This is a genomic window from Streptomyces sp. AHU1, assembly GCF_045343905.1.
GTDB classification, from domain to species: Bacteria; Actinomycetota; Actinomycetes; order Streptomycetales; family Streptomycetaceae; genus Streptomyces; species Streptomyces triticiradicis.
Genome location: NZ_CP174283.1, coordinates 2560738 through 2576333 on the forward strand (window position 1 = coordinate 2560738; position 15596 = coordinate 2576333).

Sequence of the window (15596 nt, forward strand, 5' to 3'; positions counted from 1 at the left end):
GCGGCTACCTGGGGCTGTCGTCCTCGCCGATGCGGTGGACGCGGACCAGGTTCGTCGAGCCGGAGACCCCGGGCGGGGAGCCGGCGGTGATCACGACGATGTCGCCCTTGGCGCAGCGGCCGTACTGGAGGAGGAGTTCGTCGACCTGGTCGACCATGGCGTCGGTGGAGTCGACGTGGGGGCCGAGGAAGGTCTCGACGCCCCAGGTGAGGTTGAGCTGGGAGCGGGTGGCGGGGGTGGGGGTGAAGGCGAGGAGGGGGATGGGTGAGCGGTAGCGGGAGAGGCGGCGGACGGTGTCGCCGGACTGGGTGAAGGCGACGAGGAACTTGGCGCCGAGGAAGTCGCCCATTTCGGCGGCGGCCCGGGCGACGGCGCCGCCCTGGGTGCGGGGTTTGTTGCGTTCGGTCAGCGGGGGCAGCCCCTTGGCGAGGATGTCCTCTTCGGCGGCTTCGACGATCTTCGCCATCGTCCTGACCGTCTCGATGGGGTATTTGCCGACGCTGGTCTCGCCGGAGAGCATGACGGCGTCGGTGCCGTCGATGACGGCGTTGGCGACGTCGGAGGCCTCGGCTCGGGTGGGGCGGGAGTTGTCGATCATCGAGTCGAGCATCTGGGTGGCGACGATGACGGGTTTGGCGTTGCGTTTGGCGAGTTTGATGGCGCGCTTCTGAACGATGGGGACTTGTTCGAGGGGCATTTCGACGCCGAGGTCTCCGCGGGCGACCATGATGCCGTCGAAGGCGGCGACGATGTCGTCGATGTTGTCGACGGCCTGGGGCTTTTCGACTTTGGCGATGACGGGGAGGCGGCGGCCTTCTTCGTCCATGATGCGGTGGACGTCGTGGATGTCTTTTCCGCTGCGGACGAAGGAGAGGGCGATGACGTCGAAGCCGGTGCGCAGGGCCCAGCGGAGGTCGTCCTCGTCCTTGTCGGAGAGGGCGGGGACGGAGACGGCGACGCCGGGGAGGTTGAGGCCTTTGTGGTCGGAGACCATGCCGCCTTCGATGACGGTGGTGCGGACGCGGGGGCCGTCGACGGAGGTGACTTCGAGGCAGACCTTTCCGTCGTCGACGAGGATGCGTTCACCGGGAGTGACGTCGGTGGCGAGTCCGTCGTAGGTGGTTCCGCAGGATTCGCGGTCTCCTCGGGCGCCTTCTTCGACGGTGATGGTGAAGGTGTCTCCGCGTTCGAGGAGTACGGGTCCTTCGGTGAAGCGGCCGAGGCGGATCTTCGGGCCTTGAAGGTCGCCGAGGATTCCGACGCTGCGGCCGGTTTCGTCGGAGGCTTTCCGGACGTGTCGGTAGCGCTCTTCGTGGTCGGCGTGGGTGCCGTGGCTGAGATTGAAGCGGGCTACGTCCATTCCGGCTTCGACCAGGGCTTTGATCTGGTCGTACGAGTCGGTGGCGGGGCCCAGTGTGCAGACGATTTTCGCTCGGCGCATGATGTGAGCCTAGGCCTTACCGGTCGGTAGAGAATTGGTCGCGCATGACTACTCAACAACCTTTGCGTGAAGGGTTATTGACAACTGTTGAATTGTGCGCCGCGGCGCTCCGATGAGCAGGACGTTGTTCTTCGTGCGGTCAGCGCGTTCTTCTGCCGGTGTCCGTCCGGTGTGCGCCGGACTGTGGAGTGGGTGCGCGGGAGAGTCTCGTGTTGACTTTCCGTGATGCTGGCAGGTGCGGCTAGAGCCGTGGCGGGGCCATGGTGAAGCGGGCGTCGACCTGGGCATGGACGTGCTGGCGCCGGGGTTCGAGGTCGAGGGGCGCTGGTTCGTCCTCGGTGGGGCCGGCGCCGTAGGCGGCCCGGCTGAGCGCGCGGGTGTTCCGGGGTGCTCGGGGGTGGGCGTCCTCGGTGCCGGTGTCGGCGAGCTCGACGAGTGCGGTGAGGGTGGTGCCGAGGGCTTCGGCGTATTCGCGGGCGCGCTGGACGGCTTCGCGGACGGCTTGCCGGCGTGCCGTGCGGTGGGTGGGCGAGTCGGGCCGGAGGGTCCACCAGGGGCCGTCGACGCGGGTGAGGTCGAGGTCGGCGAGGGCGGTGACGAGTTCGCCGAGGGCGGTGAAGTCGCTCAGTTCGGCGGTGATCTGGACGTGGCCGTGGTGGGTGCGGGTGCGTTCCGCGCGGCCGCGCGGGCCGAGTTCGGGGGTGATGGTGAGGGCGCTGGTCTCGAGGTGTTCGACGGCGTCGCCGTGGGTTCTGACGAGGTCGAGGGCTCGGGTGTTGCGGCGGGTGAGGTCGGCGAGGGTCTGGCGGCGGTCTTTGCCGCGGGCGGTGACGGTGATGGTGATGCGTGCGAGTTCGGGGTCGACCTCGAGGTGGGCTTCGCCGCGGACGGTGAGGCGGGGTGTGCCGGGGGTGCCGTAGGGGACGTCGGGTGGGGTGGGGGTGGTGACGGGAGTGCGTCCGTCGGCGGGTGCGGTGGCCGGGGTGTGCCGGTCGGCGGGGTCGGCGTCGGGGGTCATACGTCCCACTCTGTCACCGGGTGGGGGGTCCGTGGTGCCGTCCGGCCACCAGATGGAAACCTCCAGGGTCTTTTGCGGGAGCGGGTGTTGGGCCAGAATCTACGCGCGTTGTTGGCCTATTCCCGAGGAGTTCGAGCAATGCCGTTGAATCGCCGGAAGTTTCTGAAAGAGTCCGCCGTGACGGGTGCGGGGGTGGCGCTCGCGGGTGCGGGCGCGGCTCCGGTGGCGCAGGCCGCGGAGGGGGCGAAGGGGGGCCGGCCGGTGAAGCGGTACCAGCTGACGGTGATGGGGACGACCGATCTGCACGGTCATGTCTTCAACTGGGACTACTTCAAGGACGCGGAGTACGCGGACAAGGCGGGCAACGCGCAGGGGCTGGCGCGGATCTCGACGCTGGTGAACCAGATCCGCGAGGAGAAGGGGCGTTGCAACACGCTGCTGCTGGACGCCGGTGACACGATCCAGGGCACGCCGTTGACGTACTACTACGCGAAGGTGGACCCGATCACCGCCAAGGGCGGTCCGGTGCATCCGATGGCGCAGGCGATGAACGCGATCGGGTACGACGCGGTGGCGCTCGGGAACCACGAGTTCAACTACGGGATCGAGACGCTGCGGAAGTTCGAGTCGCAGTGCCGTTTCCCGTTGCTGGGCGCGAACGCGCTGGACGCGAAGACGCTGAAGCCGGCGTTCCCCCCGTACCTCATGAAGGAGTTCCGGGTTCACGGGGCTCCGCCGGTGAAAGTGGCGGTGCTGGGGCTGACGAATCCTGGTATCGCGATCTGGGACAAGGCGTACGTGCAGGGGAAGCTGACGTTCCCGGGGCTTGAGGAGCAGGCGGCGAAGTGGGTGCCGAAGCTGCGGTCGATGGGCGCGGACGTGGTGGTCGTGTCGGCGCATTCGGGTGCGTCGGGGACGTCGTCGTACGGTGACCAGCTGCCGTACGTGGAGAATTCGGCGGCGTTGGTGGCCCAGCAGGTGCCGGGGATCGACGCGATCCTGGTGGGTCACGCGCATCTGGAGATCCCGGAGCTGAAGGTCACGAACACGGCGACGGGGAAGACGGTGGTGCTGTCGGAGCCGCTGGCGTACGCGGAGCGGCTGTCGGTGTTCGACTTCGGGCTGGTCTTCGAGAAGGGGCGCTGGCACGTCGAGTCGGTGGCGGCTTCGGTGCGCAACGCGAACTCGGTGGCGGACGATCCGAGGATCACGCGGCTGCTGAAGGACGAGCACGAGGCCGTGGTGACGTACGTCAACCAGGTGGTCGGGCGGGCGACGGACACGTTGACGACGGTGGAGGCGCGGTACAAGGACGCTCCGATCATCGATCTGATCACGAAGGTGCAGGAGGACGTGGTGCGGGCGGCGCTGGTGGGGACGCAGTACGCGTCGTTGCCGGTGATCGCGCAGGCGTCGCCGTTCTCGCGGACGTCGGAGATCCCGGCGGGTGACGTGACGATCCGGGATCTGTCGAGCCTGTACGTGTACGACAACACGCTGGTGGCGAAGGTGCTGACGGGCGCGCAGGTACGGGCGTACCTGGAGTACTCGGCGAACTATTTCGTGCAGACGCCGGTGGGTGCGGTGGTCGACACGGAGAAGCTGACGAACGCGAACGGCCGCCCGGACTACAACTACGACTATGTGTCGGGTCTGCGGTACGACATCGACATCGCGCAGGCGGAGGGTTCGCGGATCAAGAACCTGACGTACGGCGGTGCGCCGTTGGACGACGCGCAGCAGTTCGTGTTCGCGGTGAACAACTACCGTGCCAATGGTGGCGGTGCGTTCCCGCACGTCGCTTCGGCGACCGAGGTGTGGTCGGAGTCGACGGAGATCCGGACGCGGATCTCGGAGTGGGTCACGGCGAAGGGTGTGCTGGACCCGAAGGAGTTCGCTTCGGTGGACTGGAAGCTGACGCGTGAGGGTGTGCCCGTGTTCTAGGGCGGTCGTGGTTCAGGTCGGCGGCGTCGGCGCGGTTTCTCGCGTCGGCGCCGTTACGTTTTTGGCGGGTGAGTGAGGGGATCGGAGGGTTCCAGCCGATATGTGAACCGATCGGCGTGGCTGATCCGATGAGGGGATGCGGGGGTGGTTCTCATCGTCCGTCGACGAGCGGGATGAGAGGGACGAGGGGGGTGAGGGTCCGGGGTTCTCGGCGGGCGGCGGGGACGCGGGGGGTGTGGTCGAGGCCGAAGGTGGTGAAGGCGGTGCGGCCGGGGAGAGGGTAGGGGTCCTTTCCGGTGAGGGAGTTGAGGATGGTGGCGCTGCGCCAGGCGGCGAGGCCGAGGTCGGGGGTGCCGACACCGTGGGTGTGGAGTTCGGCGTTCTGGACGTAGACGCGGCCGGTGACGGTGGGGGCGAGGACGAGGCGGAACTGGTCGTCGATGTCGGGGCGTTCGGCGTTGTCGCGGCGCAGGTAGGGGTCGAGTCCGGCGAGGAGGGGGGCGATGGGGCGTTCGCGGTAGCCGGTGGCGAGGACGACGGCGTTGGTGGTGAGGCGGGAGCGGGTGCCTTGCTGGACGTGTTCGAGGTGGAGTTCGATCTGGGTGGTGGCGATGCGTCCGGCGGTGCGGACGGTGACGGCGGGGGTGAGGACGGCGTCGGGCCAGCCGCCGTGGAGGGTGCGGCGGTAGAGCTCGTCGTGGATGGCGGCGATGGTGTCGGCGTCGATGCCTTTGTGGAGTTGCCATTGGGCGGCGAGGAGGCGGTCGCGGACGGGTTCGGTGAGGGCGTGGAAGTAGCGGGTGTAGTCGGGGGTGAAGTGTTCGAGGCCGAGTTTGGAGTACTCCATGGGGGCGAAGGCCTCGGTGCGGGCCAGCCAGTGGATCTTTTCTTTTCCGGTGGGGCGGTTGCGGAGGAGGTCGAGGAAGACCTCGGCTCCTGACTGGCCGGCGCCGATGACGGTGATGTGGTCGGCGGTGAGGAACCGGTCGCGGTGCTTGAGGTAGTCGGCCGCGTGGATGACGGGGGCGTCGGGGGCGTCGACGAGGGGTTTGAGGGGTTCGGGGATGTGGGGGGCGGTGCCGACGCCGAGGACGATGTTGCGGGTGTGGGTGCGGCCGAGGGCCTGGGCCCGGCCGTCGGTGTCGAGTTGGGTGAAGTCGACTTCGAAGAGTTCGTGCTCGGGGTTCCAGCGGACGGTGTCGACCTGGTGGGCGAAGCGGAGTCCGGGGAGGTGGTCGGCGACCCAGCGGCAGTAGGCGTCGTACTCGGCCCGTTGGATGTGGAAACGCTCGGCGAAGTAGAAGGGAAAGAGGCGGTCGCGGGCCTTGAGGTAGTTGAGGAAGGACCAGGGGCTGGTGGGGTGGGCGAGGGTGACGAGGTCAGCGAGGAAGGGGACTTGGAGGGTGGCGCCGTCGATGAGGAGACCGGGGTGCCAGTCGAAACCGGGGCGTTGTTCGTAGAAGACGGTGTCGAGTTCGGTGAGGGGGTGGGCGAGGGCGGCGAGGGAGAGGTTGAAGGGGCCGATGCCGATGCCGACGAGGTCGCGGGGCGTATCGGCGGTGGGGTGCTGGAGGTGGGAGTGGGGGTGGGGTGTCGGTCTCATCGGGGGGTGTGTCCTTCCACCAGTTTCAGGAGCGTGGCCAGGTCGCCGGGCCGGGTGTGGGGGTTGAGGAGGGTGGCCTTGAGCCAGCGGCGGCCGTCGAGGGTGGCGCGGCCGAGGACGGCGAGGCCTTGGTCGAGGAGGGTGCGGCGTACGGCGGCGACGGTGTCGTCGGTGGCGCCGTGGGGCCGGAAGAGGACGGTGCTGATGGCGGGGCGGTCGTAGAGCTCGAAGGCGGGGTGTGCGGCGATGAGGTCGGCGAGTTCGTGGGCGTGGGCGCAGACCTGGTCGACGAGCCGGCCGATGCCGTGGCGTCCGAGGGTTTTGAGGGTGACGGCGATCTTGAGGATGTCGGGGCGGCGGGTGGTGCGCAGGGAGCGGCCGAGGAGGTCGGGGTGGCCCGCTTCGGTGTCGTCGTCGGCGTTGAGGTAGTCGGCCCGGTGGGCGAGGGGGGTGAGGTCGGTGGGGTCGCGTACGGCGAGGAGTCCGGCGGCGACGGGCTGCCATCCGAGTTTGTGCAGGTCGAGGGTGACGGTGTCGGCGTGGGCGAGTCCGTCGAGTCTGGCGCGGTGCCGGTCGCTGAAGAGGAGGCCCCCGCCGTAGGCGGCGTCGATGTGGAGGCGGGCGCCGTGGGTGGCGCAGAGGCCGGCGATGTCGGGCAGTGGGTCGATGAGTCCGGCGTCGGTGGTTCCGGCGGTGGCGGCGACGAGGAGGGGGCCGCGCAGGTCGGTGAGGGCGCTGTCGAGGGCGGCGGGGTCGAGGATGCCGGCGGGGGCGGGGACGACGACGGGTTCGGGGAGACCGAGGAGCCAGGCGGCGCGGTGCAGGGAGTGGTGGGCGCCCGCTCCGCAGACGAGTTGGACACCGTGGTGTTTTTCGCGGGCGAGGAGGAGGGCGAGTTGGTTGGACTCGGTGCCACCGGTGGTGACGACGGCGTCGGCCCGGGTGCCCGGCGCTCCCTGGGTGTCCTGCGCGCCCCGGGTGTCCTGCGTGCCCGTGGCGTCTGTGGCGTCCGGGGTGTCCGTGGCGCCGTAGACGAGGTGGGCGAGGGCCCGGGCGACGAGTGCTTCGAGTTCGGAGGCCGCGGGGGCCTGGTCCCAGGAGTCGAGGGAGGGGTTGAGTGCGGAGGCGGCGAGGTCGGCGGCGGTGGCGACGGCCAGGGGCGGGCAGTGCAGGTGGGCCGTGCACAGGGGGTCGGCGGGGTCGGCGGCGCCTTCGGCGAGGGCGCGTACGAGGGTGTGGAGGGCGTCGGGGCTGCCGTGCTGGGGCAGGGGGTCACCGAGGGCCGTGCGCAGGCGCTGGGCGACCTGTCCGGGTCCCCCGGCGGGGAGGGGGCCTCCGCGGGCGGCGGCGCCCTCGGTGAGGGCGCCCAGGACGGTGTCGAGCAACGGCCGCAGTGCGTCGGGGCCTTCGGGGCCTGAGGCGAGGGGCGGCGTGCTCATGGGTGTCCTCCGGTGGACGTGCGGCGGGGTCCTTCCCGGCGTGTACGTGTTTTGGGCAGGCGCGCCCGCCAAGGACAACGATTCGGCCCCGGCGGGGGTACTGCCGTACGGAGGATTTGTGCGCGTGTGGCCGGACGCGCCGGACGCCGGACGGCTGCGGGTCAGCCGTCCGGCGTCCGGGTCCGTGCCGGTGTCCGGTGTCCGGACTCAGGTGCAGAAAGCCTGTGTCCGTACCGGTGCCCGGATGTCCGGGCGGTGTCTAGCCCTGCCTCACCCGCAGCGCGCGTGCGAGGTCGTCGAGCTGGTCGGTGAGTTTGCGGCGCAGGGCCGGGATGGGTCCGGCGTCGCGCAGACAGGTCTCGCCGAGGGCGAGGGTCTCGGGGGTGACGGCGCTGGCGGGGAAGGCGAAGCGGCCGGCGGCCTCGGCGATGGCGGGGCCGCGGCGTTCGGCGACGGCCACGGCGTCGGGCCAGTAGCGCTCGACGTACTCGTGGAGGAGGTCGGCCTGTTCGGGCTGCCAGAAGCCCTGGGCGGTGGCGGTGAACAGGTAGTTGGAGAGGCCGTCGTCGGCGAACATCGCGTCCCAGGCGGCGCGTTTGGCCTCGGGGTCGGGCAGTGCGGCGCGGCAGCGGGCGGCGCCTTCCTGGCCGGTGGCGCTGGGGTCCTGGACGAGTTCGGCTTCGATGACGGCGTCGTCGACGGCGCCGAGGACGCTGAGCCGGCCGAGGATGCGCCAGCGCAGTTCGGGGTCGAGTTCGGGGCCGCCGGGGACGGTGCCCTCGGAGAACCAGGCGCTGATGGTGTCGGGGTGGACGGCGACGGCGATGAGGTGGCGTACGGCGGTCAGGCGCAGGCCGGGGTGGGAGCCGTCCTCGGTGCGGCGGATGAGGTCGCGGCACAGGCCGGTGAGGGCGGCGAGGGCGGCGGGCCGCTGTTCGGGGGTCAGGTACCGGTCGGCGACGTGGACGGTGGCGAAGGTCAGGACGCCCTGGACGACGGCGAGGTCGGTCTCGTGCGGCAGATGGGCGCGGGCGGTCTCGATGTAGTCCGTGGCGGGCAGTTCGCCGTCGCGCACGGCGTCGCGCAGGGCGTTCCAGACGACGGCCCGGGTGAGGGGGTCGGGAAGGCCTCCGAGGGCGGCCCGTACGGTCTGGAAGGACTTGGTGTCGAAGCGGACCTTGGCGTAGGTGAGGTCGCCGTCGTTGAGGAGGACCAGGTCGGGGCGGCGGCCGGGCCTGTGGGTGGGCTCGCCCTGGGGGACGTCGATCTCGAAGCGCTCGCGCAGGGTGAGCCGGTCGCCCTCGCCGGGGACGGTGTCGTAGGCGCCGACGGCGACGCGGTGGGGCCGGCTGCCCCGGTGGCCGACGGTGAGGTGCCACTGGCCGTCGGCTTCGGTGATCTCGGGGGTGAGGGTGTCGACGCCGGTGGTGCGCAGCCAGGCGTCGGCCCAGGCGTGGACGTCGCGTTCGGTGGCGGAGGCGAGGTTGTCGATGAAGTCGGCGAGGGTGGCGTTGGCGAACTTGTGGCGGGCGAAGTGGGTGTTGATGCCGGCCAGGAAGTCCTTCTCGCCGAGCCAGGCGACGAGCTGGCGCAGGGCGGAGGCGCCCTTGGCGTAGGAGATGCCGTCGAAGTTGAGCATGGCGGACGCGGTGTCGGGGACGGCGTCCGGGTCGGGGGCGACGGGGTGGGTGGAGGGGCGCTGGTCGGCGTCGTAGCCCCAGGACTTGCGGGCGACGCCGAAGTCGACCCAGGTGTCCGTGAAGCGGGTGGCCTCGGTGAGGGTCTGGTAGCCCATGTACTCGGCGAAGGACTCGTTGAGCCAGATGTCGTCCCACCAGCGCAGGGTGACGAGGTCGCCGAACCACATGTGGGCCATCTCGTGGGCGATGACCATGGCGCGGGTCTGGCGCTCGGTGTCGGTGACGGCGGAGCGGTAGACGAATTCGTCGCGGAAGGTGACGAGTCCGGGGTTCTCCATGGCGCCGGCGTTGAATTCGGGGACGAACGCCTGGTCGTAGGAGTCGAAGGGGTAGGGCTCGTCGAACTTCTCGTGGTAGCGGTCGAAGCAGGCGCGGGTGACCTCGAGGATCTCGTCGGCGTCGGCGTCGAGGTAGGGGGCCAGGGAGCGGCGGCAGTGCAGGCCGAAGGGCAGGCCGGCGTGTTCGGTGCGCACCGAGTGCCAGGGGCCCGCGGCGACGGCGACGAGGTAGGTGGAGATCAGGGGGGTGGGGGCGGCCTTCCAGCGGCCGTCTCCGAGGTGTTCGGTGACGCCGTTGGCGAGGACGGTCCAGCCTTCGGGGGCGGTGACGGTCAGCTCGAAGACGGACTTGAGGTCGGGCTGGTCGAAGGCGGCGAAGACGCGCTGGACGTCTTCCATGAACAGCTGGGTGTAGAGGTAGGTCTCGCCGTCGGTGGGGTCGGTGAAGCGGTGCATGCCCTCCCCGGTGCGGGAGTAGCGCATGGAGGCGTCGACGCGCAGTTCGTGCTCGCCGGCGGTGAGTCCCTCGAGGGGCAGCCGGTTCTCGTCCAGGGTCTCCGGGTCGAGGGGCCGGCCGTCGAGGGTGACGGAGCGCAGTTCGGCGGGCTTCAGCTCGACGAAGGTGTCCGCGTCGGCACGGGCGGTGAACCGGATGACGGTCAGGGAGTCGAAGGTCTCGTCCCCTCCGGTCAGGTCGAGTTCGATCCCGTAGTGGTGGACGTCGAGGAGCTTGGCACGGGTCTGCGCTTCGTCGCGCGTCAGTACGGACATGAGGCCATGCTGCCCGATGGTGAGGTCACGACACAGGGGTGGTCCGGTATGTACGCTTTGACGCCGTCCGGTCACGGGCTGCGGCCGAGGGGTGCGTTCGGGGGGATGTGCCGGGTGTGCGGCGTCCCGCCGCGGTCACTCGGACGTGCCGGCCGCGGTGGTGCCCGCGTCGTCCGCGATGCGCTCGTGGTGGCGGATGACTTCGGCGATGATGAAGTTCAGCAGCTTCTCGGCGAAGGCCGGGTCGAGTTTGGCGCTCTCGGCGAGGCTGCGCAGCCGGGCGATCTGGTGGGCCTCGCGGGAGGGGTCGGCGGGCGGCAGGTGGTGGGCGGCCTTGAGGTGGCCGACCTGCTGGGTGCACTTGAAGCGTTCGGCGAGCATGTGGACGACGGCGGCGTCGATGTTGTCGATGCTGTCGCGCAGCCGGGCGAGTTCCGCTCTGACGTCGGGGCCGGCTTCCTGGGGCTTGCTGGTGGTCATGACAGCCAACCCTACGCGGCTCGCGGGGGGTCGATCTTGACGGGACGGTGCCCGGTGGCGCCCGCGACCGGAGTCGCGGGCGCCGTGTGCGCGGGTCGTACGGGTCTCGCGTGCCGTGCACGCGGGGGGGTACGGGCCTCGCGTGCCGTTCGTACGGGTGCCCCGGCTCGCCGGGCGGGGGATCAGAGGCCGGCGGCCGCTCTGGCTATGTCGGCGGCGAAGGTCGAGACCTCGCTGTAGACGCCGGGGTATCCGGGCCGGGCGCAGCCTTCGCCCCAGCTGACGATGCCGACCTGGATGTAGGCGCCGGTGTCGTCCTTGCGGAACATGGGTCCGCCGGAGTCGCCCTGACAGGTGTCGACGCCGCCCTGGGCGACGAATCCGGCGCAGATCTCGTCACCGGGGACGAGGTCGCTGCCGTACGCCTGCTTGCAGGTGGCGTCGTCGACGAAGGGGACGGTGGCCTTGAGCAGGTAGCGCTGCTGTCCGCCGCCCTCGCGGGCGGCGCCCCAGCCGGCGACGGTGAAGTTGCCGTTGTTGTAGGCGGTGTTGGTGGCGATCTTCAGGGTGGGCAGCGCGATGGGTGAGGCGAGCTTGATGAGGGCCCAGTCCTTGCCCTTGCCGTTGTAGCCGGGGGCCTGGAGCACCTTGGTGGACCTGACCTTGACGGCGCTGCTGCTCTGGAGGTCGACGACGCCGGCGGTGGCGGTGATGGAGGTGTTGGTGCCGGAGCCGTTCACGCAGTGGGCGGCGGTCAGGACGATGTTCTGGGTGTAGAGGGCTCCGCCGCAGCCCATGGAGAGGCGGACCATGAAGGGGAATTCGCCCTGGGCGGCGCGTGTGCCGCCGACGACGGGCGCGGGAGCGGCGTGCGCGGACAGCGGCTGGAGGGACACGGCGGCGAGCGCGACCGCGCCGACGGCGAGCAGTCTTCTGATGACGCCGTACTTCCTGGGAGACTTCAACGTGGTTCCTTTCGTGGGGGGTTGTCCGCAGGGCGGGCGCACGGGGAATTGCGAATGGCATGCACCTGCCAAGCTGGTGGGGATTATGGGGACCGGCCGCCGCGCCGGGCAAGAGCCGCATTCCGGCCAGTCGCCGTCCCGCCCGCCCCGCTCCCCCGTCACCGGGCGGGACCCCGCTTACAGTGGAGAGGAGTTCCGGCGTCTTCTGGGGGTGCGGGCGTGGCGAACGGCGGACCCGTCGAGCACGGCTACCCGCATCTGGACACGGTGCGGGCGTCGGTCACCGCGCTCTACAAGCGGCTCTCGTACGACACCGTCCACACCTTCGCGGCCAGCGTGGCCCCCGCCGACGTGGCCTTCGCCGACGCCGACGACCTGCACCTGGGCGCCCAGCGCGTCGCCCGTGAGATGGTGCGGCACTACCGGCTGCCCGACGCCCGGATGATCGTCGGTTTCCGCGAGATGACCCACGCGGCGCACGTCGAACTCGCCGCGGGGCCCGAGTACTTCATCGAGCTCAACGACCGTTTCCGCACCCACCGCAGGGACATCGGCGCCGCCCTCGCCCACGAGGTGATGCACGTCTATCTGCACCGCCTGGACCTCTCGTTCCCCGGCACCCGCGACACCGAGATCCTCACCGACACGGCCGCGGCCTACCTCGGCGCGGGCTGGCTCCTGCTCGACGCCTACCGCGAGGACGGCGCGTCCTCGCAGAAGCTCGGCTATCTGACCCCCGAGGAGTTCGGGTACGTCCTCGCCAAGCGCGCCCTGGTCTTCGGCGAGGACCCCTCGGTGTGGTTCACCAGCCCGCAGGCGTACACCGCGTACGCCAAGGGCATGGAGCTGGCCCTGCGGGACGGGCGGCAGCCTCCGCTGACCGCGGCGGGCTGGGCGGGCCGCCGCCGCTACGCCCGCGACCGGCGCCACGCGCAGGACCACCGCGCGCCCGACAGCTCCGGCGTCTCCTACGCCTTCGCGTCCGACGACCGCGGGCCGCTGCGCGTCTCCTTCCCCTGCCCGACCTGCCACCAGCGCATCAGGGTGCCGGTCCGGGGCCGGGTACGGGCCCGCTGCGCGCTGTGCCGGACGGTGCTGGAGTGCGACACCTAGGACCTGTCCGGTCGGTCATGGCGGAGACGCCGGGTGAGGCAGAACACCCCGAAAGTCTTTGCCTCGCGCGTCCGTGTCGAGCGAGGGTCGAAGGATGAGCACGAACGACCCCGCCGCACTCCTCTTCCCCGCCGTGTACGAGGGGGACGAGGACGCGGTCGTGCGGCTGCTGCGTGCCGGAGCGAGCCCCGAGGCGGTCGACGAGGAGGGCGAGAGCGCCCTGTACCTGGCGGCGGTGAGCGACCGGGCCGCCGTCGTACGGCTGCTGCTGGCCGCCGGAGCCGAGCCCGACCGGCTCAGCCGGGGCACGGACGCCCCGCTGTGCGGCGCCGCCTGCGGCGGTCACACGGAGGTGGTCCGCGCCCTGCTCGCGGCGGGGGCGCACCCGGACATCGTGGAGGAGTTCGGCTTCACCGCGCTGACCTGGGCCCTGCGCCGGGGTCACACCGCCGTGGCGGAGGCGCTCCTGGAGGCGGGCGCGGACCCCGGCCGGCCCGGACCGGCGGGCGAACCCCCACTGGTGACGGCCGCACACCGGGGCTCGGTCGGCTGTGTACGGGCCCTGCTGGCACACGGCGCGGGCGCGCGGGGCGAGGCGCTGGCGGAGGCCCGCCGGCTGCTCGGCGTCGGCGCCGAGGCCGAGCTGCGGGAGGGCCTGGCCCGCACGCACGGCGCCGGGCACGCCTCGGCCACCCACCGGCACACGTCGCCCGAGGGCGTCACCGTCGAGGTCCGGCTCCTGGACGAGCGGGGCAGGCCGTTCGCGGGCGACGACCTGGAGACCGGCCACGCGGAGATCGTCGCCCTGCTGAAGGCGAGCACGACCCGCCCCGGACACTGAGTCCCGGCGCCTCCGGGAGCGGTGCGGCCGCACGCGCACCGGTCTCCCGGTCCCACGCCCGGAACCGTCCCGGGACCGCCGCCCCGGAAGTCCCCGCTCCCCCGCGGTCGTGTCACCGGCGGGGTGCGCCGCCCCCGCCTCCCCGGCAGCGGCGGAACACGTCGGCCCCTCCGCCCCGGCAGCGACACCGACGACGGGCCGCGCCCGGACGGTCGTGGCTCCTACCGCGCCCCGTACACCGCCCCCGGGGTGTCGGCCCGCGCCAGGAGTCCGCGGGCCGTCTCTCCGGCCTCCGCCGGGGTCCAGCGGGCTCCCTTGTCGGCGCTCGGGCCCGGCCGCCAGCCCTCCATCACCGTGATCCGGCCGCCCTCGGTCTCGAAGACGCGGCCGGTGACCCCGGCGCTGGCGGCCGATCCGAGCCAGACGACCAGCGGCGAGACGTTGCCGGGGTCCATGGCGTCGAATCCGTCGGCGGGGGCCGCCATGGCGTCGGCGAAGGCGCGCTCGGTCATCCGGGTGCGGGCGGCCGGGGCGATGGCGTTGACCTGGACGCCGTAGCGTGCCGTCTCGGCCGCCGCGACCAGGGTCAGAGCGACGATGCCGGCCTTGGCGGCGCTGTAGTTGCCCTGCCCGACCGACCCCAGCAGGCCCGCCCCACTGCTGGTGTTGACGACCCTGGCGTCGGGCACGCGGCCCGCCCCGGCCTCCGCGCGCCAGTGCGCCGCCGCCTGCCGGAACGGCAGGAAGTGCCCCTTCAGGTGGACCCGCATCACGGCGTCCCAGTCGTCCTCGCCGAGGTTGACGAGCATCCGGTCGCGCAGGAACCCGGCGTTGTTGACGAGGGTGTCGAGCCGCCCGTACGTCTCCAGCGCGGTGCGGACGAGGGACGCGGCGCCCTCGGTCGTCGCGATGTCGCCGCCGTGGGCCACCGCCTCACCGCCCGCCGCGCGGATCTCCTCGGCCACCTGCCGGGCCGGGCTGTCGGCGGCGGGGGTGCCGTCGAGGCCGACACCGAGGTCGTTGACCACGAGGCGGGCTCCCTCGGCGGCGTACGCCAGCGCGTGCGCCCGGCCGAGTCCGCGGCCCGCGCCCGTGACGATCACGACCCGTCCCTCGCACAGCCGTGGTGCGCTCATCGGGTTCCTCCCTGCTGGTGCCGGCCGGCGGTGGCCTGCCGGTCCCGGTCGGCGGTGGCGGCGTCGAGGAAGGCGGGGCGCTCCCCGCCTCCGTGGACGAGGAGAGAGGCGCCGCTGATGTAGGCGGCGGCGTCGGAGGCGAGGAAGACGGCGGCGTCGCCGACGTCGGAGGGCCGGGCGAGGCGGCCCAGCGGGACGGTGCGGGCGACGGCGGCGAGGCCGTCCTCGTCGCCGTAGTGCAGATGGGCCAGTTCGGTGCGGACCATGCCGACGACCAGGGTGTTGACCCGGATCTCCGGCGCCCACTCGACGGCCATCGAGCGGGCCAGGCTCTCCAGTCCCGCCTTGGCCGCGCCGTAGGCGGCGGTGCCGGGCGAGGGGCGCGAGCCGCTCACGCTGCCGATCATCACGATCGAGCCCCGGGCCCGCCTGAGGTGTTCGCGGGCCGCGATCGACGCGGTGAGCGGGGCGGTGAGGTTGAGCTCGATCACCCGGGCGTGCCGCTCGGCGTCCGCCTCGGCCAGCGGGCGGTAGGGGGCGCCACCGGCGTTGTTGACCAGGACGTCGAGCCGTGGCAGGGAGTCGAAGAAGGCCCGTACCGCGGCCGGGTCGCGCAGGTCGAGGGGGACGAAGTCGGCCTTGCCGAGGGGGGTTTCGGGCGGCCGTCGGGCGCAGACGACGACCTGGGCGCCGGCCCGCTCGAAGGCTCTGCCGATGCCCGCCCCGACGCCCCGGGTGCCGCCGGTGACGACGACGGTCCGGCCGCCGAGGTCCCCGGCGGCGCCCGGCCGGTCCATGGTGTCCGCGTTGTCCACAGGGCCTCCCGCGCGGCCGCGATCGCTGCTAGCTTCGCATCACACCTAACAA

General features: G+C 71.7%; 12 protein-coding genes. 3 read left to right on the top strand and 9 right to left on the bottom strand.

Translation table 11 applies throughout. From position 1 onward, the window contains the following. Positions 1-4: 4 nt before the first annotated feature. Together pyk and ACICHK_RS11700 are read right to left on the bottom strand one after the other, a co-directional pair. Complete coding sequence (gene pyk / locus ACICHK_RS11695; RefSeq protein ID WP_406836844.1) at positions 5-1441, bottom strand: pyruvate kinase; 1437 nt, start codon at positions 1439-1441, stop codon at positions 5-7. Between the two features lie 241 nt (positions 1442-1682). Next, positions 1683-2459 (bottom strand): SIMPL domain-containing protein, encoded by a 777-nt coding sequence (locus ACICHK_RS11700; RefSeq protein ID WP_406836845.1) that lies wholly within the window; start codon positions 2457-2459, stop codon positions 1683-1685. Positions 2460-2597: 138 nt separating this feature from the next. Here ACICHK_RS11700 and ACICHK_RS11705 point away from each other — a divergent pair, with 138 nt between their 5' ends. Next, the gene (locus ACICHK_RS11705) at positions 2598-4403 is read left to right on the top strand and encodes a bifunctional metallophosphatase/5'-nucleotidase (RefSeq protein ID WP_406836846.1); all 1806 of its coding nucleotides are present in this window, start codon (positions 2598-2600) and stop codon (positions 4401-4403) included. Positions 4404-4554: 151 nt separating this feature from the next. Here ACICHK_RS11705 and ACICHK_RS11710 read toward each other — a convergent pair whose 3' ends face one another. The 5 genes from ACICHK_RS11710 to ACICHK_RS11730 all read right to left on the bottom strand — a co-directional run bounded on the left by ACICHK_RS11710 (position 4555) and on the right by ACICHK_RS11730 (position 11639). Further along, positions 4555-6006: a lysine N(6)-hydroxylase/L-ornithine N(5)-oxygenase family protein gene (locus tag ACICHK_RS11710; protein ID WP_406836847.1), complete on the bottom strand. Its 1452-nt coding sequence runs from the start codon at positions 6004-6006 to the stop codon at positions 4555-4557. Further along, positions 6003-7445 carry a pyridoxal phosphate-dependent decarboxylase family protein gene (locus ACICHK_RS11715; protein WP_406836848.1) on the bottom strand — a complete coding sequence of 481 codons (1443 nt, stop codon included), beginning with the start codon at positions 7443-7445 and terminating at the stop codon, positions 6003-6005. Before ACICHK_RS11715 ends, ACICHK_RS11710 begins: the two co-directional genes overlap by 4 nt. A gap of 259 nt (positions 7446-7704) precedes the next feature. Then, complete coding sequence (gene pepN, locus ACICHK_RS11720) at positions 7705-10194, bottom strand: aminopeptidase N (protein WP_406836849.1); 2490 nt, start codon at positions 10192-10194, stop codon at positions 7705-7707. A 135-nt stretch (positions 10195-10329) separates the two neighbouring features. Beyond that, on the bottom strand, positions 10330-10674 hold the full coding sequence (locus tag ACICHK_RS11725) for a chorismate mutase (protein ID WP_406836850.1): 345 nt from the start codon (positions 10672-10674) through the stop codon (positions 10330-10332). Positions 10675-10856: 182 nt separating this feature from the next. Continuing rightward, entirely contained in the window at positions 10857-11639 is a 783-nt protein-coding gene (locus ACICHK_RS11730) for a serine protease (RefSeq protein WP_151469806.1), read from the bottom strand. Positions 11640-11858: 219 nt separating this feature from the next. On the opposite strand from ACICHK_RS11730, the gene ACICHK_RS11735 reads away from it, so the two are divergent. Continuing rightward, the gene (locus ACICHK_RS11735) at positions 11859-12752 is read left to right on the top strand and encodes a hypothetical protein (protein WP_406836851.1); all 894 of its coding nucleotides are present in this window, start codon (positions 11859-11861) and stop codon (positions 12750-12752) included. Between the two features lie 94 nt (positions 12753-12846). Then, complete coding sequence (locus ACICHK_RS11740; protein ID WP_406836852.1) at positions 12847-13593, top strand: ankyrin repeat domain-containing protein; 747 nt, start codon at positions 12847-12849, stop codon at positions 13591-13593. A 221-nt stretch (positions 13594-13814) separates the two neighbouring features. On the opposite strand, the gene ACICHK_RS11745 is transcribed toward ACICHK_RS11740, so the two are convergent. Together ACICHK_RS11745 and ACICHK_RS11750 are read right to left on the bottom strand one after the other, a co-directional pair. Then, positions 13815-14729 (bottom strand): SDR family oxidoreductase, encoded by a 915-nt coding sequence (locus ACICHK_RS11745; protein ID WP_406836853.1) that lies wholly within the window; start codon positions 14727-14729, stop codon positions 13815-13817. After that, a complete protein-coding gene (locus ACICHK_RS11750; RefSeq protein WP_406841200.1) occupies positions 14726-15526 on the bottom strand; it encodes an SDR family oxidoreductase in 801 nt (266 codons plus the stop codon). The genes ACICHK_RS11745 and ACICHK_RS11750 overlap by 4 nt, the downstream gene beginning before the upstream one ends. Between the last annotated feature and the right edge of the window lie 70 nt (positions 15527-15596).